Here is a 23231-nt window from a genome sequence, read left to right on the forward strand (position 1 = left end):
TGGCGTGGGTGGTGCCGCAGGTGGTCACGGCGGTGACCAAGACGGTCGCGAAGATCGCTGATGTGACCACGAAGTTGGTCAAGGCGATGAAGTCGCTGGGCAAGCTGGTCAAGAAGCTCAAGGACGGCTTCGGCGACGCCAAGCGGGCCCTCGACAAGATCAAGAAGGACAACGGCGGCCCCGGCGGGAAGCCGAACAGCCCGACGCCGGACCGCCCGCGGGGCGACAACTCGAAGGGCGACGGCGGCAACGACCCGGCGTCCACCCACTCGCAGAGCACGGACGGCAAGGGCGGCGGGGGCGAGGCCCCCAACCGGTCCGGCAGCGGCGGCGGGCCGGGCAACACCGATCGCTCGCTCGGCGACGGCGGTCCGACGGGACCGCCCCCGCGCTCCCCGAACCGGGACCGCTCGCCCGCCCAGACCAACTCCACGAGCGCCCGCGACCAGAAGTCCAACAACCGCTCGCCGGACAAGTGCCGCGGCGTCGGCGACCCGATCGACGTGGCCACCGGCCAGATGATGTTCTCCGCCACCGACATCCGCTTCGAGCACGCGCTGCCGCTGGAGGTCTCCCGCACCCACTTCTCCCGCTACCGGCTCGGCCGCTGGTTCGGCCCCAGCTGGGTGTCCACACTGGACGAGCGGCTGGAGGTGGACGGAAGCGGGGTCAGCTACGTCGCCGCCGACGGCACCCTCCAGCACTTCCCGCACCCGACCTCGGACGACTGGGTGCGCAGCACCGACGGCCCGCTGCGCGCTCTCGGGCGGCTGGACGACGGCGGCTACCTGGTCAAGGACGACGAGCGCGGCTGCGTGCTGCACTTCGCCCCCGGCGCCGGGACCCGTCCGCTGGTCGCGATGTTCGACCGCAACCGCAACCGGATCGACTTCCGCCACGACGAGACCGGGGCCCCGGTGGAGATCCGGCACAGCACCGGATACCTGGTCCGGGTGGAGACCGCGAACGACCGCGTCACCGCGCTGTTCTCGGTGGCGCCCAACGGCACCGAAGTCGAGCTGATGCGCTACGGCTACACCGACGGCGCGCTGACCGAGCTGATCAACTCCTCCGGCCTGCCGCTGCGGTTCAGCTACGACCCCGACGGGCGCATCACCAGCTGGACCGACCGCAACGGCGAGTGGTACCGCTACACCTACGACGAGCTCGGTCGCTGCGTGCGCACCGCAGGGTCCGGCGGCTTCCTCAGCGGAGCCCTGGAGTACGGCACCGGGATCACCTACTACACCAACTCCCTCGGCCACCGCACCGAGTTCCACCTCAACGAGGCGGGCCAGGTCGTCAAGGAGGTGGACCCGCTCGGCGCCACCACCGAATCCGAGTGGGACGCCCACGACCGGCTGCTGCGCCGCACCGACCCGCTCGGCCGGACGACGCGCTACGAGTACGACGCGGGCAACCTCGTTGCCCTCACCCGCCCCGACGGCAGCGAACTCCGCTGGGAGCACAACGAGTTCGGGCTACCGGTCGCGGCCACCGAAGCCGACGGCTCGGTCACCCGGTGCGAGTACGACGAGCTGGGCAACCTGGTCGCGCAGACCGACCCCACCGGGGCGACCACCACCTACACCTACGACGAGCAGGGCGGCCTGGCCTCCTTCACCGACGCGCTGGGCAACACCACCCGGATCGAGCGCGGGATCGGCGGCCTGCCCACCGCCATCACCGACCCGTCGGGCGCGGTCACCCAATTCGACCGCGACCAGTTCGGCCGGGCCACCGCGATCACCGACCCGCAGGGCGGCGTGCAGCGGTTCGGCTACACCGTGTCCGGGCAGGTCATCTGGCAGACCGACGCGGACGGCACCACGCAGCGGTGGGCCTACGACGGCGGCGACAACGAGCGCACCTACACCGACGAGCTCGCGGCCACCACGCGCACCGAGGTTACGAACTTCGACCTGGTCACGGTCCAGACCGGCCCCGACGGCAGCCTGCTGCGGTTCGCCTACGACTCCGAGACGCGGCTGGTCGGCGTCACCAACGAGCAGGGGCTCGTCTGGACGTACGACTACGACCCGGCGGGCAACCTGGTCCGGGAGACCGACTTCAACGGGCACGAGATCCGGTACGTCCGCGACGCGGCCGGTCAGCTCGTCGAGCGGATCGACGCCGCCGGGGAGGTGACCCGCTTCGCCTACGACGAGCTGGGGCGGCTGGTCGAGCGGCGCACCGGTTCCGCCGTCGCGCGGTTCACCTACGACGCCCAGGGCCACCTGGTGGAAGCGGTGGACGACGACAGCCGGGTGTCGTTCGAACGCGACCGGCTCGGCCGCGTCACCGCCGAAACGGTCAACGGCCGCACCGTGACCTCGGTCTACGACGAGCTGGGCCGGCGGGTCCTGCGGCGCACGCCGTCCGGGGCGGAGAGCTCCTGGGAGTACGACGCGAACAGCCGACCGGTCGCCCTGAACGCGGCGGGACGGACTCTGCGCTTCACCTACGACGCCCTCGGCCGTGAGGTCCGGCGCAGCCTGGGCGCGGGGATGTCGATCGACCAGACGTGGGCGCACGACGAGCTCCTGCAGACGCAGAGCGTCGTCGACGCCGCAGGACGGCGGAGCCAGCAGCGGACCTTCTCCTACCGGGCCGACGGAATGCTGACTGGCCTCCGGGACCAGCTCACCGGGCCGCGGACGTTCGGCCTCGACCACGCCGGACGGGTGCTGTCCGTACAGGGGCCCGGCTGGACCGAGCAGTACGCCTACGATGCCGCGGGCAACGTCACCCGCGCTTCGTGGCCGACCAGCAGCGACCAAGACGCGCTCGGCCCCCGGGCCTACACCGGCACCGTGGCGCGCGGTGCGGGCAGCGTCCGCGACGAGCACGACGCGCTGGGCCGCATGGTGCTGCGGCAGCGCAAGCGCCTCTCGCAGAAGCCCGAGACCTGGCACTACTCCTGGGATTCCGGCAACCGACTGGTCGGTGTGCGTACGCCCGACGGCGCGCACTGGCGCTACCGCTACGACGTGTTCGGGCGGCGCATCGCCAAGCAGCGCTTGGCCCCGGACGGCAGCGTCACCGAGCAGGTCGACTTCACCTGGGACGGCGACACGCTGGTCGAGCAGGCCCGCTTCGAGCCCGGTGCCCCGGGACGGGTCACGGTGTGGGACCACGGGCCGGACGGCTTCCGCCCGCTGACGCAGCGCGAGCGGATCTCCCGCGCACCGCAGGAATGGGTGGACGACCAGTTCTACGCGATCGTCACCGACCTCGTCGGCACCCCGACCGAACTGGTCGACGAGCAGGGCGGGATCGCCTGGTTCCAGCGCACCAGCACCTGGGGCAACCCGCTCGACCGCGCCCACACCGGCGCCGACACCCCGCTGCGGTTCCCCGGCCAGTACTACGACGGCGAGACCGGGCTGCACTACAACTACCTCCGCTACTACGACCCGCTCACCGCCCGCTACATCAGCTCCGACCCGCTCGGCCTGGAAGCGGGCCCGAACCACCGCGCCTACGTGCCCAACCCGAGCGGCTGGAGCGACCCGCTGGGGCTCATGGGGAAGGGCGGCGGCAAAGGCGGTGGCGGCAAGGGCGGCGGCGGTGGCAAGGGCGGCGGTGGCAAAGGCGGCGGCAAGGGACCGTGCGGCGGGAACGGGGGGAACAACGGCGGCAACGGTGAGGGCTCGGTCGACACGAGGTCGAAGGAGCAGAAGGCCCGCGACGCCATCCCGAACATCGCCAAGAAGTTCGAGGAGATGAACCAGCAGAAGGTGAACCACATCTTCAAGGGCGAGCTCAACAAGGACGGGAAGCCGACCGGGTTCCACGCCTACACCGACGGGAAGGTCCCGCAGAACGTCGAGATCAAGAAGATCACCGGCGACAGGTCGGACGTGCACAAGATCGACTACACCAATACCGACGCCAAAGCGGACAAGAAGGGCAACCTGCCGGTCAAGACCAGCACGGTGTACCCGGACACGATGACGCCGGACCAGATCAAGGCCTACAACGCGGCGGACAACCCCAAGTCCGTCGGCGGTCACCAGATCTTCCAGGACAACAACACAGGCCCCTCCGAGGTCAAGGACGTCATCGTCAAGGACGCCAAGCTCAGCGACCACCTCGACATCGCCCACCCCGGCGCGGGCAAGAAGGACGAAGGCACCTACTACCCGCAGATGCCCAACGACTCGGGCTCGGGCAAGGGCAAGGGCCGCCGCTGACGCCCGGTACCGCGCCGCCCGGCCCCAGCGCGACGGGGCCGGGCGGCGCGGGACGTCGGCCGCCTGCGACAAGTACCCTCGTGGTGTCGTGTGACCAGCGGACACGCCCCCGGCGGAGGTGTCCGCGAGGTCACTGATCACCTGCGGACCCGAGGGAGCTGCGCACCCGTGACCGACGGACCCCTGATCGTCCAGTCCGACAAGACGCTCCTGCTCGAAGTCGACCACGCCCTCGCCGACGAGGCGCGCACCGCCATCGCCCCCTTCGCGGAGCTGGAGCGCGCGCCCGAGCACGTACACACCTACCGCATCACGCCGCTGGCGCTGTGGAACGCGCGCGCCGCCGGGCACGACGCGGAGCAGGTGGTCGACGGCCTGGTGCGCTTCTCGCGCTACCCGGTGCCGCAGCCGCTGCTGGTGGACATCGTCGAGACGATGGGGCGCTTCGGGCGGTTGCAGCTGGTCAACGACCCGGCGCACGGGCTGGTGCTGAGCTCGCTGGACCGCGCGGTGCTCGAGGAGATCCTGCGGAACAAGAAGATCGCCCCGATGCTGGGCCAGCGCATCGACGACGACACCGTCGTGGTGCACCCCAGTGAGCGCGGGCGGCTCAAGCAGATGCTGCTCAAGGTCAGCTGGCCCGCCGAGGACCTGGCCGGGTACGTCGACGGCGAGGCGCACCCGATCAAGCTGGAGCAGAACGGCTGGCAGCTGCGCGACTACCAGGCGCAGGCCGTCCAGTCGTTCTGGGCCGGTGGGTCCGGCGTCGTGGTGCTGCCCTGCGGCGCGGGCAAGACGCTGGTCGGTGCGGCGGCCATGGCCGAGGCGCAGGCCACCACGCTGATCCTGGTCACCAACACCGTGGCCGGGCGGCAGTGGAAGCGGGAGCTGATCGAGCGGACCTCGCTCACCGAGGAGGAGATCGGCGAGTACTCCGGCGAGAAGAAGGAGATCCGACCGGTCACCATCGCCACCTACCAGGTGATCACCCGCCGCTCCAAGGGCGAGTACAAGCACTTGGAACTGTTCGACTCCCGCGACTGGGGCCTGGTGGTCTACGACGAGGTGCACCTGCTGCCCGCCCCGGTGTTCCGGATGACCGCCGACCTACAGTCCCGACGGCGGCTCGGGCTGACCGCGACGCTGGTCCGCGAGGACGGCCGCGAGGGCGACGTGTTCTCGCTGATCGGCCCCAAGCGCTACGACGCGCCGTGGAAGGACATCGAGTCGCAGGGCTGGATCGCCCCGGCCGACTGCATCGAGGTCCGAGTGACGCTGACCGACAACGAGCGCCTGGAGTACGCCACCGCCGACGCCGACGAGCGCTACAAGCTGTGCTCCACCGCCCGCACCAAGGCCCCGGTGGTCAAGGCCATCCTGGACCAGCACCCCGGCGAACCGGCCCTGGTCATCGGCGCCTACCTGGACCAGCTGCACGACCTCGGCGCGGCGCTGGACGCGCCGATCGTGGAGGGCTCGACGAAGAACAAGGAGCGCGAGGCGCTGTTCGACGCCTTCCGCAACGGCGAGATCAACCGGCTGGTGGTGTCGAAGGTCGCGAACTTCTCCATCGACCTGCCGGAGGCGTCGGTGGCGGTGCAGGTCTCCGGCACCTTCGGGTCACGGCAGGAAGAGGCGCAGCGGCTCGGTCGGCTGCTGCGGCCGAAGGCCGACGGCAAGCAGGCGCACTTCTACTCGGTGGTCTCGCGGGACACGCTGGACACCGACTACGCGGCGCACCGGCAGCGGTTCCTCGCCGAGCAGGGTTACGCGTACCGCATCGTGGACGCCGACGACCTGCTCGGCCCCGCGATCCCGGACGCTGGGTGACGACACACCGGTCAGCTGTCACCCAAATGTGTCCACGCTGCGCCCGGCAGCCGTTACGGTTGCGGTGGACGCACACGAGCTGACCAGGCACGTCGGTCCTGCGGTGCGCAGTTTCAATTGAAACTGCAGCCCCGGGTGACCACCGATCGGGCGAACGCCGGAAGCGGGACGGGTGCGCCGCGCGCACCGCACAGGCAGGGACACTGGAGATCGGATGACCACCGAGCAGGAACGCACCGCCATGGGCGGTGCGCACCGGTTCGTCGGACTCGCGGAGAACCTCGAACGCCACGCCGGCGCTCCGACCGCAGCCGAACCCCCCAACGTGCACGGCACCAACCGCGGCTACGGCCTGGTCTTCTTCCACCTGGAGCAGTACCACCTGACCACGGTGATCAGCAGCGGCCTGCGCTTCCAGCCGCTGGGCGCCGAGCCCGCCCAGGAGCTGGCCTGCTCGGTCTACAAGGAGCAGGCCGAGGCGGCCCGCCACCTGGTCGACCTCACCGCCGAGGTGCTGGTCCAGCAGCGCACCCACCTGGTCCCCGACCAGATCGTCCCGAACGAGGAACCGCTGCTGCCGGGCACCGAGTTCCACGGCGTGCTGGCCAGCGGCCACCCGCTGTTCCCGCCGGAGTTCACCCGGTTCACCGACCCGGACGGCATCGAGCAGCTCCAGGTCTTCACCCTGCTCCCGGTGACCCTCGGCGAGCTGAACTACATCCTCGACAACGGGGTGACGGCACTGCGCCAGCAGTGGGCCCGCTTCGAGGTCGACGTCTTCGACCTCGGCCGCCCCAGCGTCGCCTGACCTTGGCACGCCGCGGTGGCGGCGGGGTGACAGGATCGGAGACATGGCCCCTGCGACGATCGACCTGGCGGAACTGGACGCGGTGCGGGTGTACGCGCTGCCGATGCGCAACAAGTTCCGCGGGGTGACGGTCCGGCGCGGGGTGCTGCTCAGCGGGCCGGCCGGGTGGGGCGAGTTCTGCCCGTTCGAGGACTACGGCGACGCGCAGGCGGTGCCGTGGCTGACCGCCGCGCTGGAAGCCTGCACCGAGGCGTGGCCGGAGCCGGTGCGCACCAGCATCCCGGTGAACTGCACGGTCCCGGCGGTCCCGGCGGACAAGGCGCACGCGATCGCCGCGGCGTCCGGGTGCCGCACGGCGAAGGTCAAGGTCGCCGAGCCCGGTCAGGCGGCCGGTGACGACGTCGAGCGGGTGGCCGCCGTGCGCGACGCGCTGGGCCCGGACGGTGCGATCCGCGTGGACGCCAACGCTGCCTGGGACGTCGACACGGCGGTCGCCCGGATCCGCGAGCTGGACCGCGCCGCCGGTGGTCTGGAGTACGCCGAGCAGCCCTGCCCCGCGGTGGAGGAGCTCGCCGCCGTGCGGCGCCAGGTCGACGTGCGCATCGCCGCGGACGAGAGCATCCGCCGCGCCGAGGACCCGCTGCGCGTCGCGGTGGCCGAGGCGGCGGACGTGGCGATCATCAAGGCGACACCGCTGGGCGGGGTGCGCCAAGCACTGCGCGTCGCCGAAGCTTGCGGACTGCCGTGCGTGGTGTCGTCGGCGGTGGAGACGAGCATCGGCCTCGCCGCGCAGCTGGCCCTGGCCGGAGCGCTGCCGGAACTCCCCTTCGCCTGCGGCCTGGGCACGATGGCCCTGCTGGACGGCGACGTCGTCGCGGACTCCCTGCTCCCGGTGGACGGCCACCTCCCGGTGCTGCGCCGCCCACCGGAACCCGACCCGGCCCTGGTCGCAGCGGCCACGCCCACCGCAGACGTCCAACACCGCTGGCTCGAACGCCTCGGCCGCGTCGACACCCTCCGCCGGGCCTAGCCCCTCATCCTCCGGTACCGCTCGCCACCGCCGCGAAGGCCGCCTTGGGTTCCCACGCCCTGTCGGGGTAGGTCTGCCCCCGGCGTCCTTCGAGGACCTCGACGATGCTCAGGCTGGCCCGGTCCAGGTCGTCCCTGGGGGCACCGCCCGGGCGGTGCGGGTAGTCGGGCAGGGCGAACAGGCACACGAACGCGCTGCCCACGCTTTCGGTCTCGAAGATCTCCAGCAGTTCGTCCAGGTAGGCGGCCTGACCAGCCTCGTCCCGCTCGTAGCTGCCGGTGAGCCGCACGGAGAACCACACCTCGAGGCCGAGCTCGGCGGCCACCTCCAACCGGTCCGGGTCGCCGCCGATGATCTGGACGGCGTTGCAGTACACGTCGTCGCGGATGTTGGCCAGCTCGCGCCGGACCACGGCGGGGTCGAAGTGCTCGCGGGACATCCGGCCGCACCTGACGAATCCGGTGTCGTAGGTCATTCCCCGTGCTCGCATGCCCCTCTGTCCGACGGGGTTCCGACGACCGCAACCACCGTCCGACGCCCCCCCCCCAGCAACAACCGTGGTCCCTTGCACTGGAACCCAGGCCCGTCGCCGACCTCCGACGGAACAACGCGATTCCGATGGAGGTGGCGGAGTTGTCCACACCCCGGAGGACCTGCCCACACCGCTCCGGCGTGTCGGGTCGTGAGTGCGTAACAGTGTTCGAACACTGTTACGCACTCACGACCACGAGCGGAGGGGCGAGAGCACCCGACACTCCGATGGACCACAGTTCCAATCGAAACTGCGAGTGACCTCCGTGGTCTCAACTGCAATCAGCCGATGAACGCGGACGACGCCGCACCAGGTCGTGCCCCACGACGGGAGCGGCTCAGCCTCGGGATGCGTTACTGGCGTCGGCCTCCGCCCACACGGTGATCTCCAAGCGTGGAACCACCACGGCCGATCCCCGCCGAGCGGCCCGAGGTCCGCGCTCGCGGCCAGGCCCGCCAGGCTCGACCAAACACCCCCAGGGCCGCTTGAAGCGGAATGCTCCCAGGTAACCAAGGCCCTTGACCTTGAATCAAAGTCGAGGTTGCGGAACGGAGCAGGTTGCTCTGAACGTCCCGTGGAGGACGGAGCGCGACCTCACGAGGACGCGACCAACTCCAAGTTTCGTGGTCGGCCCCCGCGAAATCGCGCTCCTCCCTGGTGGCATGTCAGGCGCGGCGGCGCCGACGCCGGATGAGGCGGACGACCAAGACAAGGCCCACCACCGCAGCCGCCACCGGAGCGAAGCGCTTGAGGACCGGGGCTCCAGCCGTGCCGAGGAGGTCGATCGCCTCGTCCGACGGCACCGCCCCGCCCGTGACGACCGAGTCCGCGCGCCGCGACGGCTCCTCCGTCGCCGTGCTCGCGAGCCCGCCGCCCTGGCTCCCCGCCGGGGTCACCCGCCAGCTCGCCGGCTGCGCGCCTCCGGCGCTCGCCGAGCCTCCGGCCTTCGCCGCCGCGGGCTTCGCCGCTTCGGCTTCGGCGGGCTTCGCCGCCGCGGCTTCGCCGGCGGACGGCTTCGCCTCGGCTGCCGCCGGGGCGCCCTCCTCGGTGAGCTGCTTGGCGAGGTTGGCCGCGAACTGGTTCAGGATCTTGCCGCCGACCTCGGAGATCAGCCCCCGGCCCAGCTGCGCGGGCTTGCCGGTGACCTTCAGGTCGGTGTCCACGGTGACCGAGGTGGTGTCGCCCTCGGGGGTGAGCACCGCGGTCACCGACGCCGCGGCGGTACCGCTGCCGCGGGAGTCCTTGCCGCTGGCGTCGATGACCACGCGGCGGGCGTCCTCGTCGACCTCCTTGAAGGTGCCGGTCCCCTTGTAGAGCAGCGTCACCGGCCCGAGCTTGACCTTCACCGATCCGGAGAACTCGTTGCCCTCGGCCTTGGTGAGCGTGGCGCCGGGCATGCACGGTGCGACCCGCTCCGGGTCGAGCAGCGCCTGCCAGGCCACCTCGACCGGCACCGGAACGCTGAACTGGTGCTGCATCTGCACGGGGTGTCCTCCTGGTTCGAACCGAACGTGGCCCGGCGGCACGGGCCGTCCTCCTGCTGAGGCGTCACCCCCAGCTTCCCAGCCCCAGCGACCAACGACTACCCCATTCGGATCACCAACACCCAACCCCCGGCACACCACAGTTTCAATTGAAACTGTACACACCGGTGTGTCGTGCACCCGACACGCCGGAGGATGTGGACAAGCCGCGCGAGGCGTGGAGAACTCCGCACCTCCCATGTGAATCAGACGTCCCACTTCCACCGAGGTGATCCCACCGGGACCCCGACGAGCAAGTCGCCAGACGATCCACAGTTTCAACTGAAACTGTACCCGCCAGGCAAGCGCCGAAGCCGCTCCCACCACCCCCAACGCCGATCGCGGACGTGAGCGCGGAGCATCCTTCGACGACTGAGCCAGTGAACGAACCCTTCACCCCGGACTCGAAAGAGCGACGAAGGGCCGTCGGACGAGTGACAAACGGGCGCAGTTTCAATTGAAACGGCGGGCTTCCGGCATGTCGGGGGCCCGACACGCCGACGGCGCCACCCCCGACCGATCACAGTTTCAATTGAAACTGTATGCACCGGTGTGTCGTGCACCCGACACGCCGGAGGATGTGGACAGGCCGCCGGGGTGACTGCGCAAGTTCCGTGGCAGTCGGACGTGCGATTTCCATGGGAGTTGCGCTCCCCGCCGCCCACCCCCCGCCGGGCGGGGGGTGGGGGCTGGGTGGGCTCGCGGCCAGCCTGGGGTCAGGGTCCGGTGGCCGCGAGGACCGCTCTGCCGGTGAGGACTTCCGCGAGGTGGGAGCGGTAGTCGACGTCGGCGCTGGCGTCGGCCGTGGGGCTCGTTCCCTCCGCTGCGTGGCGGGCCGCTGCTCGGACCGCTTCTGCCGTGGGGGGTTGGCCGACCAGGGCCTGTTCGACTCCCCTCGCTCGGATCGGGGTTGGGCCCATGTTGGTCAGGGCGATGCGGGCCTCGGCGATCTGGCCGTCGGTGACGCGCACCGCCGCCGCCACCCCGACGATGGACCACGCCTGCGCGACCCGGTTGAACTTCTCGTAGTGCGCCCGCCAGCCCGTCCACTTCGGCATCCGCACCTCGACCAGCAGTTCTGCCGGTTCCAGCGCGGTGGTGAAGTAGTCGACGAAGAACTCCGCCGCGGGCACCACGCGCCGCCCGGACGGCCCGACCAGCACCATTTCCGCGTCCAGCGCCAGGGCCGGGGCGGGCAGGTCGCCCGCCGGGTCGGCGTGCGCCAGCGATCCGCCGAAGGTGCCGCGGTGGCGCACCTGGGGGTCGGCGACCGTGCGGGTGGCCAGCGCGATCAGCTCGGCGTGCTGCTGGACCAGCGGGTCGCGCAGCACGTCGTGGTGGGTCGTCATCGCACCGATCACCAACGCGTCACCGTCCTCGCGGACGCCGCGCAACTCCTCGACGCGGTTCAGGTCGACCAGCAGCTGCGGGTCGGCCAGCCGCATCCGCAGCACCGGCAGCAGGCTCTGCCCGCCGGCCAGCACCTTGGCCTCGTCGCCGCACTCGGCCAGCGCGGTCACCGCCTCCTCCACTGTGGAGGGTGCGAGGTACTCGAACTGGGCGGGGATCACCGGACACCTCCCTGGGGGTTCATCGAACCGAGTCCGCCACCGGCTTCCGGCGCGGTGGCACCGCTGGCGCGCGCGCCGGTGATGGCCCGCCACACCCGCTGCGGCGAGCACGGCATCTCCACGTCCGAGACGCCCATCGGCCGCAGCGCGTCGACCACCGCGTTGACCACCGCCGGGGTGGAGGCGATGGTGCCCGCCTCCCCGACGCCCTTGACGCCCAGCGCGTTCGACGTCGCGCGGGTCTCGGTGCGGTCGGTGGTGAACTCCGGCAGGTCGGCCGCCGAGGGCACCAGGTAGTCGGCCAGCGTTGCGGTGGTCAGGGTGCCGGTCTCGTCGTGCACGGCCTCCTCGAACAGCGCCTGCGCGATGCCCTGGGCCAGTCCGCCGTGCACCTGGCCCTCGACGATCAGCGGGTTGATCACCGCACCGATGTCGTCCACGCAGACGTACTCGCGGATCTTCACCTGCCCGGTCTCGGTGTCGACCTCGGTCGCGCACAGGTGCGTGCCGTGCGGGAAGGAGAAGTTCTCCGGGTCGAAGGTGGCCTCGGCGTCCAGGTTCGGTTCCACCCCGTCGGGCAGGTCGTGCGCGGCGAAGGCGGCCAGCGCGACCTCGCCGAGCGCGGTGCCCCGGTCGGTGCCGCGGACGCCGAAGCGCCCGGCGGTGAACTCCACGTCGTCCTCGCTGCACTCCAGCATGTGCGCGGCGATCTTCTTGGCCTTCTCCACGACCTTGTCGGCCGCCTGCACCACCGCCATGCCGCCGACGGCCAGCGACCGCGAACCGTAGGTGTCCAGGCCCTTCGGCGAGACCTGCGTGTCGCCGTGCAGCACTTCGACGTCCTCGAACGCCACTCCGAGCCGGTCGGCGACGATCTGGCTCCACGCCGTCTCGTGCCCCTGTCCGTGCGGCGAGGTGCCGGTGACGACCTCGACCTTCCCGGTCGGCAGCACGCGGATCGCGGCGTGCTCCCAACCGCCCGCGCCGTAGGACAGCGAGCCCAGCACCCGCGACGGGGCCAGCCCGCACATCTCGGTGAACGTCGAGATGCCGATGCCCAGCTGCACCGGGTCCCCGCGGCGCCGCCGCTCCTCCTGCTCGGCGCGCAGCGCGTCGTAGCCGAACAGCTCCACCGCCTTGTCGGTGGCGGCCTCGTAGTTGCCGGAGTCGTAGGTCAGCCCGGCGACCGTGTCGTAGGGGAACTCGTCGTGCGCGATCCAGTTCCTGCGCCGCACCTCCATCGGGTCCATGCCCAGTTCGGCGGCGAGCTCGTCCATCATCCGCTCGATGGCGAAGGTCGCCTCCGGCCGCCCGGCACCGCGGTAGGCGTCGGTGGGCGTCTTGTTGGTGAACACGTTGGTGCAGCTGAAGTGGTAGGCGGGGATCTTGTAGATCGCGTTGTACATGAACGCGCCCAGGATCGGCACGCCCGGCGTGACCAGCCGCAGGTAGGCGCCCATGTCGGCGAGCAGCTCGACCTTCAGCCCGGTGATCCGGCCGTCCCGGTCGGCGGCCATCGACAGCTTCTGGACCTGGTCGCGGCCGTGGTGCGCGGACACCATGGCCTCGGAGCGGGTTTCGGTCCACTTCACCGGTTTCCCGAGCTTGCGGGCCAGCACGAAGGCGATGAACTCCTCCGGCGTCACCTGCAGCTTGCCACCGAACCCACCGCCCACGTCGGGGGCGATGACCCGGATCTTGTGCTCCGGCACGCCCAGCGACATGGCCAGCATCAGCCGCAGGATGTGCGGCACCTGGGTGGCCGACCACATGGTGATCTGCTCGCCGGTCGGGTCGACGACCACCGAGCGGGGCTCCATGAACGCCGGGATCAGCCGCTGCTGCCGGAAGGTCCGCTCGACGCGCACCTCGGCGCCGCGCAGGGCGTCCTCGACGTCGCCGCCGGTGCCCGCGGCCGCCGAGTCGAAGGTCCAGGTGGCGTTGCGGTTGGTGCCCAGGTCCTCGTGCACCAGCGGGGAACCGGCCTGCAGCGCCGCTTCCATGTCCAGCACCACCGGCAGGTCGTCGTAGTCGACGTCGATGGTGTCCAGAGCGTCGCGCGCCTCGGCCGCGCTGCGGGCCGCGACGACCGCGACCGCCTCACCGGCGAAGCGAACCTCGTCGACCGCCAGCGGCGGTGCTGCCGGGGCCTTCATGTCCTCGGTGACGGGCCACGCGCACGGCAGGCTGCCCTGCTCGTCGGCGAGGTCCCGACCGGTGAACACCGCTGCCACGCCGGGCATCCGCCGCGCGGCGTCGGTGTCGACCGACCTGATCCGGGCGTGCGCGACGGGGCTGCGCAGGACCGCCAGGTGCAGGGTGCCGGTGGGGGTGATGTTGTCCGTCCAGCGGGTGCGGCCGGTGATCAGCCGCGCGTCCTCCTTGCGCTTGCGGGCGCGCCCCAGTTCGGGTTCCGCGACTGAGGTCATGACTGCCGTCCTCCCGTCACCTTCGGCTGGGCCTGCTCGTCGGCGGGTGTTCGCGGCACGGGGGTGTCCTCGGTGTGCTCCACCTCGGGTCCGGCGCCGGGGCGCATCCGCTGCGCGGCGTCGGAGACCGCGCGGACGATGTTCTGGTACCCGGTGCAGCGGCAGAGGTTGCCCTCCATGCCCTCCCGGATCTGCTGGTCGTCGGGGTCGCGCACCTCGGCGAGCAGGTCGAGCGCCTGCATGATCATCCCTGGGGTGCAGAACCCGCACTGCAGGGCGTGGTGGTCGTGGAAGGCCTGCTGCAGGGGGTGCAGCTTGCCGTCCTGGGCTAGTCCTTCGATGGTGGTCACGTCGTGGCCGTCGGCCTGCACTGCCAGCACCGAGCACGACTTCACGCTGTGGCCGTCCAGGTGGACGGTGCACGCCCCGCAGTTGCTGGTGTCGCAACCGACGACGGTGCCCACCTTGCCTAGTCGTTCGCGGAGGTGCTGGACGAGCAGCGTGCGCGGCTCGACCTCATCGGTGTACTGGGTGCCATCGACGTTGATGGTGATGCGCGGCATTTGGGCGGCCTCCTAGGAGGGACTGGCCCGCGGTGCGCGGACGGTCGGGAACACGGACTACTCCGCCTGGGTGACGGGCGTCACATCGCTAGAGCCTGCTACGCCATGCGGACCCGGGCAAGCGCGCAAAAGGCTGGCCGCTTGATCGCGTTCCGTAGCGGCCAGCGCGGGGCGCGGGAAAATTCGTTGGAGCAGCGGAGCAATCCGCCCTAAGGTCCGCAGCGATGACGACACCGCAGGAATGCGCCCACCACTCCCGGTACACCGATCCGGGGCGGTACGCGCCACTGCTCGACGCGCTGCCCACCGACATCCGGCAGCTGGCGGCCGTGACGGGCGGACTCGTCGTGCACTACCGGGGCGCTGGCATCGCCTTCACCGGTGAGCGGCTGGCCGAGGTCGACTCGCGCTGGACCGAACGCCTGCTCGCCACCGACCAGCGCCGGTTCCCGGTGCCCCTGACCGCACCGCGCCCGCTGGAGCAGCGGTTGGTCGGGTGCTGCCGGGACGCCACGCTGCTGACCGTCGCGGCGCTGCGCCAGCACGGGATCCCGGCGCGCAGCCGCGTCGGCTTCGCCGCCTACTTCCACGAGGGCTTCCACGCCGACCACGTGATCGCCGAGTTCTGGGACGGGCAGCGCTGGGTCCTCGCCGACGCGCAGCTCGACCAGGCGGACCACCCGTTCAACACCTGCGACATCCCGCGCGACGCCGACCTGGCGTCGGCACCGTTCGCCACCGCGGCGCAGGTGTGGACCGCCCACAGGCGCGGCGAGGTCGACGTGGACCGCTTCGGCGTCGGCCCCGACCACCCGATGCGCGGCCACTGGTTCGCGGCCAATTACGTGCTGCGCGAACTGGCGCACCGCCGCCGCGACGAACTGCTGCTCTGGGACTTCTGGGGCGCGCTGGTGACCACCGACTCCGCCGTCGACGTGGACCTGGTCGACGAGATCGCCGCCCTGCTGCTCGCCGCCGACGGCGGGGACGAGGCCGCCGAGCGCGAGCTGGCCGACCGCTACTCGGCCGACCCGAGGCTGCACCCGGGCGAGCGCGTCCACTGCCAGTCCCCTTCCGGCGTGGACGCGCTCGTCGAGCTCACCTGAGCGTCAGGAGTGGTGGATCGGGCCTTCGAGGTCGGTCAGGCGCACCCCGCGGCCACCCCAGCGGAGGGAGATCAGCTCCGCCGCGATGGACACCGCCGTCTCCTCCGGGGTGCGGGCGCCCAGGTCGAGGCCGATCGGGGAGGACAGCTTGGCCAGCTCCTCCTCGCCCAAGCCCTGCTCGCGGAGCCTGCGGAGGCGGTCCTCGTGGGTGCGGCGGGAGCCCATCGCGCCGACGTAGCCGAGGTCCAGGCGCAGTGCCTCCTCCAGCACCGGCACGTCGAACTTCGGGTCGTGGGTGAGCACCATGACCGCGGTGCGCTCGTCGACCCGGCCAGCTGCGGCCTCCGCGGCGAGGTAGCGGTGCGGCCAGTCCACGACGACGTCGTCGACGCCGGGGAACCGGCTGTGCGTGGCGAACACCGGCCGCGCGTCGCACACCGTCACGCGGTAGCCGAGGAAGGCGCCCATCCGGGCCATCGCGGCGGCGAAGTCGATCGCGCCGAACACCAGCATCCGCGGCGGCGGCTCGAAGGAGTTCACGAACACCCGCAGCCCCTCGCCGCGGCGCTGCCCCTCCGGGCCGTACTCGATGACCCCGCTGCGGCCGCTGGCCAGCATGCCGCGCGCGTCGTCGAGGACCGCGTCGTCGATCCGCGCCGAGCCCAGGCCGCCGCTGCTGCGGTCACGCCAGACCAGCAGGTGCTTGCCGACCTTCGCCGCGTCGGGGTGCTCCACGACGGTGACCACCGCGACCGGCTCCTCGGCGCGCACCGACGCGGCGACCTCGTCCAGCTCGGGGAAGGTCTCGCGGTCGACCCGCTCCACGAAGACGTCCAGGATCCCGCCGCAGGTCAGGCCGACCGCGAAGGCGTCGTCGTCGCTGACGCCGTAGCGGCGCAGGACCGGTTCTGAGCCGTCGAGCACCGCGGTCGCCTCGTCGTAGACCGCGCCCTCGACGCAGCCGCCGGAGACGCTGCCGAAAGCTTCGCCGTCGCTGGTCACCAGCATCGAGGCGCCCGGCGGGCGCGGGGCCGATCGGAACGTGGCGACCACCGTGCCCAGGCCGATCGACTCGCCCGACTCCCAGCGCTTGGTCAACTCGTCCAGCACGTCACGCACTGCGCACCTCCGCTCTCACCGCACCGCCCGACCGGGCACCACCGGCGCGGAGTCCTCGCCCGGAACGGGCCTCGGCGCCCGGCCCGGTCCTGTTCATCGCCGCAGGACCCACGAGCCCCCTGTCGGCCAAGCGTCCGATCTCCATGGAAATCAAGCAGCTGGTTTCAGGGGAAGTCACGCACGAGGACCCCGGAACTGCCGGCGCGACGCCGGTCCCGGTTGTGGGGCTCATTGCTAGTCCTGGCACTTCGCGCCTCCCACGGCGGGGTGGGACAGCCTGCGGACCCAGGACCAGACGTCCTCCAGGGAGCGCAAGCTGTGCCCGGCCACCATCCGGTCAACGTGCGGCATGGCCGCGACAATCCCGGACTGCACCGGTAGGTACCCGTCGTGCCCAGCGTGCGGGTTCGCCCAGATCACCGCGCGGGCCAGTCGGCGCAGCCGCCGCATCTGGTCGGCGAGCTCGGTGGCGTCGCCGCGCTCCCAGCCGTCGGAGAACAGCACGACCACCGAACCGCGGGCGATGCCCCGCTGCCCCCACCGGTCCAGGAAGACCCGGAGCGTCTCACCGAGCCGGGTGCCGCCGGAGAAGTCCGGCACCGCGCGGGACGCGGCCAGCAGCGCGGCCTCCGGGTCCCGCTGCCGCAGCTGCCTGCTCACCCGCGTCATCCGGGTGCCGAGCGTGAAGACCTCGGTGCTGGCGGGCGAACGGCGCACCACGACGTGGGCGAACCGCAGCAGCGCGTCCGCGTACGGGCTCATCGAGCCCGAGACGTCGACCAGTAGCACGACCCGTCGCGGTCGGCGGGAACGCCGCTGCCGCCGCAGCCGGACCGGCTCGCCGCCGGAGCGCAGCATCTCGCGCAGGGTGGCGCGCGAGCTCAGCGCACCGCGCTTGTCGCGGCGGCGGCGCAGCGCCGGGCGCGTGGGCGGTTCGGGACGCAGCACCGCGAGCATCCGTCGCAGGTGCTCGCGCTCCGGGACGCCGAGTTCGGAGAGGTCGCGGCGGCGCAGCACCTCGGCGTCGCTGGCCGCGGCGGCCAGCGGCCGGTCCGCTTCGCCCTCGTCACCACTGGCGTCGGCCGCGGTCAGCGCCGCGATCTGCGAGGGCCGCGGCAGCGGGTGTCCCACCGGCTCGGCGGACGTCTCCGCAGCACCGAACCAGGACTCGAAGGCCACGTCGTAGCGCGGCAGGTCGTCCGGGTCGGAGCACAGCGTCAGGCGGCCCGCCCAGTAGATCGCGTCGCGGTCGAACCCGACCTGCTCCACCGCGGCGAGGAAGGCCTGCACGCGCGTCGGCCCGCAGGCCATGCCGGAGTGCCGCAGGGCGCGGGCGAACCCGACCAGTCCGGTCACGGTGTGCATTCCGCCCCCTCCCGGGCCTCAGCGCTCGGCGGTCAGCACGCCCGCAGCGCGGACGCGCTCGGCGTCCTCGCGGTACTTCAGCACCGCACCCAACGTCGTCGCGGCCACCTCGGTGTCCAAGTGGTCCTGCTCGAGCGCCTGCAGGGCCTGCGCCCAGTCCAGCGCCTCAGCCACGCCCGGCGGTTTCAGCAGCTCCATCTGCCGCATCCGCTGCACGGTCGCGGCCACCTGCTCGGCCAGCCGCTCGTCCAGTCCCGGCAGCCGCCGCCGCAGGATCGCCACCTCGCGATCCAGGTCCGGGTGCTCCAACCAGTGGTACAGGCAGCGGCGCTTCAGCGCGTCGTGCACCTCGCGGGTCCGGTTGGAGGTGAGGACGACGATCGGCGGCTCCACCGCCGACACCACTCCGAACTCCGGGATGGTGACCGCGTATTCCGAGAGCACCTCCAGCAGGAAGGCCTCGAACTCGTCGTCGGCGCGGTCGATCTCGTCGACCAGCAGCACGCACGGTGCCTCCTGCAGCGCCCGCAGCAGTGGCCGGGCGAGCAGGAACCTGCGGGTGTAGAGGGAGGATTCGGCGGCTTCGGCGTCCAGCTCGCCCCCGGCGGCGGCCTCGAGGGTGCGCAGGTGCAGCAGCTGGCGCGGGAAGTCCCAGTCGTAGAGCGCCTGCGCCGCGTCGATGCCCTCGTGGCACTGCAACCGGATCAGGTCCACGCCGAGCGCGGTGGCCAGAGCCTGCGCCAACGCGGTCTTGCCGGTGCCCGGCTCGCCCTCGCACAGCAGCGGGCGCCGCATCCGCATTGCCAGGAACGCGGCCGTCGCGATGCCGTCGTCGGGCAGGTACCCGGTGCCGTCCAGCGCTTCGGCGACCGCGGCCGGGGACTTCAGGTCGAACGCGTCATCCACCGCCATACCGCGAGCGTAAGCGAACAACCGCCGGGAAGGCGATCATCAGATCATCCGGCCAGCAGCTCCCGGACCGCGCCGGTGACTGTGCCAACCTCCAAGTCCGGGATCGGACTGCCGCGCCCGAGGTGCCGCCGGACGACCGCGTGGGGCAGGTCGACCACGGCCAGCACCACCCGGGACCGGCCAGCCGCACCGGACCGGCCGAGACGCTGCGCCAAGCGCGTGAGGGCCTCGTCCACCTGCGCGTTCGCCTCCGCCAGGCGTTCGCGCGCCTCGCCGGGCCACTCCGCCAAGCCGTAGGCGCCGGGTCCGGCCAGCAGCACGGCCGCCTCCGCCGGGTTCTCCCGGCACCACTCCACCACGTGCCGCGCGGCCGCGACCGCGGCGTCCAGCGGTGGCGCCTCGACCGCGGCGAAGAAGCCCGCCTGGAACCGGGTGACGGCCCGCAACCACAGGGCCGACAGCAGTGCGGGCCGGTCGGGGAACCGGTGGTAGACCGAGCCGCTCGGCGCGCCTGCGGCGCGGGCGACCGCGGCCATGGTCACGCCACGCGGCCCAGCTTCCGCGGCCAGGGCGACGGCAGCGTCGAGGAGTCGGTCGGCGTCGTGCCGAGGGGGCCTGCCCATGTATTGGAGGATAAACTCCAATACAGTTTTGGAGAGAACCACCTAAAACTCGTGGGGGAGGCTCCGATGGCCGTCCGCAACGTGCACGTCCGGCACCTGCCGGTGGACGAGGACACCGCTGGTGCGCTGATCGATTCGCTGGCCGGGCCGCAGGACCAGCTGTGGCCGGGCCAGGAGTGGTTCCCGATGCGCTTCGACCGCCCGCTGGGCGTCGGCGCCGAAGGCGGGCACGGCCCGGTGCGCTACCGGATCACCGGGTACTCCCCCGGCCGCTGGATCCGGTTCCGCTTCACCGCCCCGCGCGGCTTCGACGGGTTCCACGAGTACGCCGTGCAGCGCGACGGCGACCGCACCTCGCTGCACCACCTGCTGTCCATCCACGCCCGCGGACCAGCCCGGATCACCTGGCCACTGCTGTGGCGCCCGCTGCACGACGCGGCGCTGGAGGACAGCCTCGACCGCGCCGAGCTCGCCACCACCGGCGCGGTGCGCGAACCCGCCCGCTGGTCCTGGTGGGTGCGGCTGCTGCGCGGACTGGTGTCGGCGCGGGGCCGATAGGATCCCAGCGGCTTCGGGAGGAGGCGCATGGGTCGGTTCAGCGGGTTCCCCGCGCACATCGAGCGGCACGTCGGCCGGGTCCGCGGCGCCGACGGCCGGATCGCCGGTGGCCGCGACCGCGGCTACCACCTGGTCTACTGCGACCATCCGGACGGCGCGCACGTCACCGTGCTGACCAGCGGCCTGCGCGACCGGACCGCGGGGGCGCCGCTGCCGCAGGAGCTGCTGTGCACGCTGCAGGCCGACCAGGAGCTGCACGCCAAGCACCTGACCGGGGTGGTCGCCGAGCTGCTGACCGAGTCCAACAGCCGGGTCGGCTACGGCGCGCTGATCATGAACGACCGCGTGCTGCTGCCGGACACCGAGATCGCCGGGGCCCTGGCCGCACCGCACCCCTACCTGGGCGACGAGTTCGACGTCCTGCTCGACGACAGCGGTGAACCGGTCCTGCAGCTCATCACGCTCGTCCCGATCACCCGGGGCGAGGCCCAGCTGGTCGCCCGCTACGGCCGGGACGCCCTCTACGACCGCTGGGAGGAGACCTCGGCGAACCTTCTGGACATCCACCGCCCCTGCAGCACCTGACCAGCGGTTCTCAGGGCAGTCTCAGGGGACGCTCGGGGTTGTTCCCGGACGCGCCGCGGCCACCTGGGCCGCAGGATCCAGGTATGACCGACGAGATCCCCACCTCCACCGCCGCGAACACCGAGACCTCAAGCCGGAAGTTCCGCCGCAGCCGGGACGAGCGGATGATCGCCGGGCTGTGCGGCGGAGCCGCCGAGGCGCTCGGCCTGGACCCCACCCTGGTCCGGGTGGGGCTGATCGCCCTGACCCTGTTCGGCTTCGGCTCCGGCTTCCTGCTGTACCTGGCCTGCTGGCTGGTCGTCCCGGAGGAGTGACCCCAGGTCAGCGGAGCCCGGGTGCCTGCTCGACGAAGACGTCCACCACGCCGTCGCCCACCCGGACCGGCCCCTGCGGGCGGACCTTGCCCGGCACCGTCCGGATCTGCTCGGCGCGCGAGGCGAACTGCCGGGCCTGGTCGAAGTGCCCGGACGCGGCAGCCTCGTCCCCGTCCACCCGCGACTCCAACCCGTCGAGCGAGGCGAGCAACGCCTGCCCCCAGAGCCCGGCCGCGCTCAACCAGGGTTCGACGTCGGAGGCGAAGTCCGGCGGTGCCCCCTCCTTGATGCGCCGCGGCGCGTCCGCGATCGCCTGCGCGTACTCGCGCAGCTCCTGCACCGCTTCCTCGCGGTCGCCACTCCCCCACGCCGCCCGGAACGCCTCGATGCGCCGGGTCAGCTCCGGGGCCTGCGGCAACCATGGTCGTCCGCTGGGCAGCGGCCCCATGGTGTTCAGGTCGAAGAACACCAGCAGCGCGTCGGCGGTCTCCTGGTCAGCGACCAGCCCGGGTGCATCACCCGCCGCGCGCCGACCGGCCAGGTGGTCCGCCGCCCCGCGCCAGGCCCGCTGCTCGTCGAAATCGGCTGTGTTCCAGTAGAAGTCGGCCGCGCCGACCGTCACCACCTTGCTGGCCGCGGCCAGGTTCATCGGGTTCACCACGGCACCGGTGAGCTGCTCGTCGAGCCCGCGCTCCCGCTTCGCGTAGGGGCCGAGCAGCACCCGGCCGACCGACCCGTCGAAGTCGTTGACCGGGTAGTTGTCCCACAGGAAGAGCTTGCGCCCCCAGACCTCCTCGGCCTGCTGGGCGTCGGACACCGTGATCTGGCGTGGGATCACGCCGTCCCCGGTCCACATCGTCAGCACCCGCGGGTCCAACGTCGACCGGATCTCGGTCTTGTACGGCGAGTCCTCCACGTCGGAGTACTCGGTCGGCACGAACTGCAGCGGCGCCACCCCGGGGTGGGTGTCGACGAACTCGCGCTGCACGCGGTTGAGCAGCTCCGCCTGCGCCCGGCCCGCCGCGCCCTGCGAGGGGCTGCCGTACTTCGCCTGGTCACCCGGGCAGTTCCAGCGGGTGTAGGAGATGTCGTCCAGCGGGATGGAGAAGTCGCGCACACCCGAGTCGTAGACCGCCTGCAACTTGGCCAGCAGGGCGCGGAAGTCCGCCTCGTCGCTGTAGCAGATCGAGGTGCCGGGCGAGAGCGCGAAGGTGAACTTCACGTGGTGCGCGGCGGCCTGCCCGATCAGCTCCTGCACGGAGGCGAACTCCTCCGGCGGGTACGGCTCGCGCCACTTCTCCCGGTGGTACGGGTCGTCCTTGGGCGCGTAGATGTAGGTGTTGAGCTTGACGTCGCCGTAGAAGGCGAGCTGGTCCATGCGCTGCTGGTGCGTCCACGGTGGACCGTAGAAGCCCTCGACACCACCGCGCAGTGGCATGTCCGGGTGGTCGACGACGCCGACCCCGGCGATGCGTCCGGGCGAGGCGAGCTGGCGCAGCGTCTGCACGCCGTAGTACGCGCCCGCCGGGTCGGAGGCACCGATGACCACGGCCGGGTCCGTGCCGCCGCGCCCGGCCAGCACGTACCCCTCCGGCGGCAGCTTCGCGGGCGCGGAGAAGTCGAAGCCCCGCACGCCCTGCGCGATGGCTGGCGAGCCGTGCGTACCGATCTCGATGCGCAGCGCGGCACCGCCAGCGGGCGGCTGCCCCTGCTCGCGCACCACGACGTCGCTGGCCCCGGCCATCCGCAGCACCTGCGCGGCCAGGTCGCGGGTCGGCTGGTCGACCAGCTGGTCGACGACCACTTCGGCCTTGCCCTGCACCGCGATGTCGTCGCCGAGCCGCCGCACCTGCTGCGGCTGCGGTGTCACCTGCGGCAGACCCGTCCCGGGCAGCGACTGCGCGGGTCCTGGCGCGGTCTGCTCCTGCTGCTGCGGGGCGTTGGTGCACCCCGCCAGCGCGGCGCACAACACCGTCGCGACCACAGCAGACCGCCGCCGGGCATCTCGACCGAACATGACCCCCACCTCGCCTGGACATCGGACGAGATCAAGGAGAGCACATCCGGGGCTCGACCGCTGGCAGGCACGGGCCCACCCCACCCGGCCGCGCGCGGACCCGCCCCTGACCCGGAACTTCTGCCCCCGTCCCGACACGCCCCGGCATGT

18 protein-coding genes are annotated in these 23231 nt (G+C 71.9%); 8 read left to right on the plus strand and 10 right to left on the minus strand.

All coding sequences use genetic code 11. The annotated features are described in order from the left end of the window. Positions 1–32: 32 nt before the first annotated feature. From ABT324_RS25595 to ABT324_RS25610, 4 genes are all read left to right on the plus strand, one after another. Positions 33–4196 carry an RHS repeat-associated core domain-containing protein gene (locus tag ABT324_RS25595; RefSeq protein ID WP_351182615.1) on the plus strand — a complete coding sequence of 1388 codons (4164 nt, stop codon included), beginning with the start codon at positions 33–35 and terminating at the stop codon, positions 4194–4196. Between the two features lie 168 nt (positions 4197–4364). Beyond that, a complete protein-coding gene (locus tag ABT324_RS25600) occupies positions 4365–6026 on the plus strand; it encodes a DNA repair helicase XPB (RefSeq protein WP_351182617.1) in 1662 nt (553 codons plus the stop codon). Positions 6027–6240: 214 nt separating this feature from the next. After that, the gene (locus tag ABT324_RS25605) at positions 6241–6834 is read left to right on the plus strand and encodes a suppressor of fused domain protein (RefSeq protein ID WP_351182619.1); all 594 of its coding nucleotides are present in this window, start codon (positions 6241–6243) and stop codon (positions 6832–6834) included. Between the two features lie 43 nt (positions 6835–6877). Further along, on the plus strand, positions 6878–7864 hold the full coding sequence (locus ABT324_RS25610) for an o-succinylbenzoate synthase (protein WP_351182621.1): 987 nt from the start codon (positions 6878–6880) through the stop codon (positions 7862–7864). A 4-nt stretch (positions 7865–7868) separates the two neighbouring features. Here the strand turns inward: ABT324_RS25610 and ABT324_RS25615 are convergent, their stop codons facing one another. The 5 genes from ABT324_RS25615 to ABT324_RS25635 all read right to left on the minus strand — a co-directional run bounded on the left by ABT324_RS25615 (position 7869) and on the right by ABT324_RS25635 (position 14482). Next, a complete protein-coding gene (locus ABT324_RS25615) occupies positions 7869–8354 on the minus strand; it encodes a hypothetical protein (protein ID WP_351182623.1) in 486 nt (161 codons plus the stop codon). A gap of 707 nt (positions 8355–9061) precedes the next feature. After that, the gene (locus ABT324_RS25620) at positions 9062–9880 is read right to left on the minus strand and encodes an SRPBCC family protein (RefSeq protein ID WP_351182625.1); all 819 of its coding nucleotides are present in this window, start codon (positions 9878–9880) and stop codon (positions 9062–9064) included. Between the two features lie 755 nt (positions 9881–10635). Then, a complete protein-coding gene (locus ABT324_RS25625; RefSeq protein ID WP_351182627.1) occupies positions 10636–11490 on the minus strand; it encodes an FAD binding domain-containing protein in 855 nt (284 codons plus the stop codon). Beyond that, positions 11487–13919, minus strand: a complete 2433-nt coding sequence (locus ABT324_RS25630) for a xanthine dehydrogenase family protein molybdopterin-binding subunit (RefSeq protein ID WP_351182629.1) — start codon at positions 13917–13919, stop codon at positions 11487–11489. Before ABT324_RS25630 ends, ABT324_RS25625 begins: the two co-directional genes overlap by 4 nt. After that, positions 13916–14482 carry a (2Fe-2S)-binding protein gene (locus ABT324_RS25635; RefSeq protein WP_351182631.1) on the minus strand — a complete coding sequence of 189 codons (567 nt, stop codon included), beginning with the start codon at positions 14480–14482 and terminating at the stop codon, positions 13916–13918. The genes ABT324_RS25630 and ABT324_RS25635 overlap by 4 nt, the downstream gene beginning before the upstream one ends. A gap of 224 nt (positions 14483–14706) precedes the next feature. On the opposite strand from ABT324_RS25635, the gene ABT324_RS25640 reads away from it, so the two are divergent. Next, entirely contained in the window at positions 14707–15588 is an 882-nt protein-coding gene (locus ABT324_RS25640; RefSeq protein WP_351182633.1) for a transglutaminase-like domain-containing protein, read from the plus strand. 3 nt (positions 15589–15591) lie between these two features. On the opposite strand, the gene ABT324_RS25645 is transcribed toward ABT324_RS25640, so the two are convergent. The 4 genes from ABT324_RS25645 to ABT324_RS25660 form a co-directional block, all read right to left on the minus strand. Next, positions 15592–16707: an XdhC family protein gene (locus ABT324_RS25645; RefSeq protein ID WP_351182635.1), complete on the minus strand. Its 1116-nt coding sequence runs from the start codon at positions 16705–16707 to the stop codon at positions 15592–15594. 234 nt (positions 16708–16941) lie between these two features. Then, positions 16942–18072 carry a vWA domain-containing protein gene (locus ABT324_RS25650; RefSeq protein ID WP_351182637.1) on the minus strand — a complete coding sequence of 377 codons (1131 nt, stop codon included), beginning with the start codon at positions 18070–18072 and terminating at the stop codon, positions 16942–16944. Positions 18073–18090: 18 nt separating this feature from the next. Then, entirely contained in the window at positions 18091–18984 is an 894-nt protein-coding gene (locus ABT324_RS25655; RefSeq protein WP_351182639.1) for an AAA family ATPase, read from the minus strand. 44 nt (positions 18985–19028) lie between these two features. Then, complete coding sequence (locus ABT324_RS25660; protein ID WP_351182641.1) at positions 19029–19607, minus strand: TetR family transcriptional regulator; 579 nt, start codon at positions 19605–19607, stop codon at positions 19029–19031. 66 nt (positions 19608–19673) lie between these two features. On the opposite strand from ABT324_RS25660, the gene ABT324_RS25665 reads away from it, so the two are divergent. The 3 genes from ABT324_RS25665 to ABT324_RS25675 all read left to right on the plus strand — a co-directional run bounded on the left by ABT324_RS25665 (position 19674) and on the right by ABT324_RS25675 (position 21064). Continuing rightward, positions 19674–20165: an SRPBCC family protein gene (locus ABT324_RS25665; protein ID WP_351182643.1), complete on the plus strand. Its 492-nt coding sequence runs from the start codon at positions 19674–19676 to the stop codon at positions 20163–20165. Positions 20166–20192: 27 nt separating this feature from the next. Next, the gene (locus ABT324_RS25670) at positions 20193–20750 is read left to right on the plus strand and encodes a suppressor of fused domain protein (RefSeq protein ID WP_351182645.1); all 558 of its coding nucleotides are present in this window, start codon (positions 20193–20195) and stop codon (positions 20748–20750) included. An 83-nt stretch (positions 20751–20833) separates the two neighbouring features. Continuing rightward, positions 20834–21064: a PspC domain-containing protein gene (locus tag ABT324_RS25675; protein ID WP_351182647.1), complete on the plus strand. Its 231-nt coding sequence runs from the start codon at positions 20834–20836 to the stop codon at positions 21062–21064. Positions 21065–21071: 7 nt separating this feature from the next. On the opposite strand, the gene ABT324_RS25680 is transcribed toward ABT324_RS25675, so the two are convergent. After that, positions 21072–23081: a glycoside hydrolase family 84 protein gene (locus ABT324_RS25680; RefSeq protein WP_351182649.1), complete on the minus strand. Its 2010-nt coding sequence runs from the start codon at positions 23079–23081 to the stop codon at positions 21072–21074. Positions 23082–23231: the final 150 nt, after the last annotated feature.

Origin of the sequence: Saccharopolyspora sp. NPDC000359, from assembly GCF_040300525.1 — a bacterium.
Classification (GTDB): domain Bacteria; phylum Actinomycetota; class Actinomycetes; order Mycobacteriales; family Pseudonocardiaceae; genus Saccharopolyspora.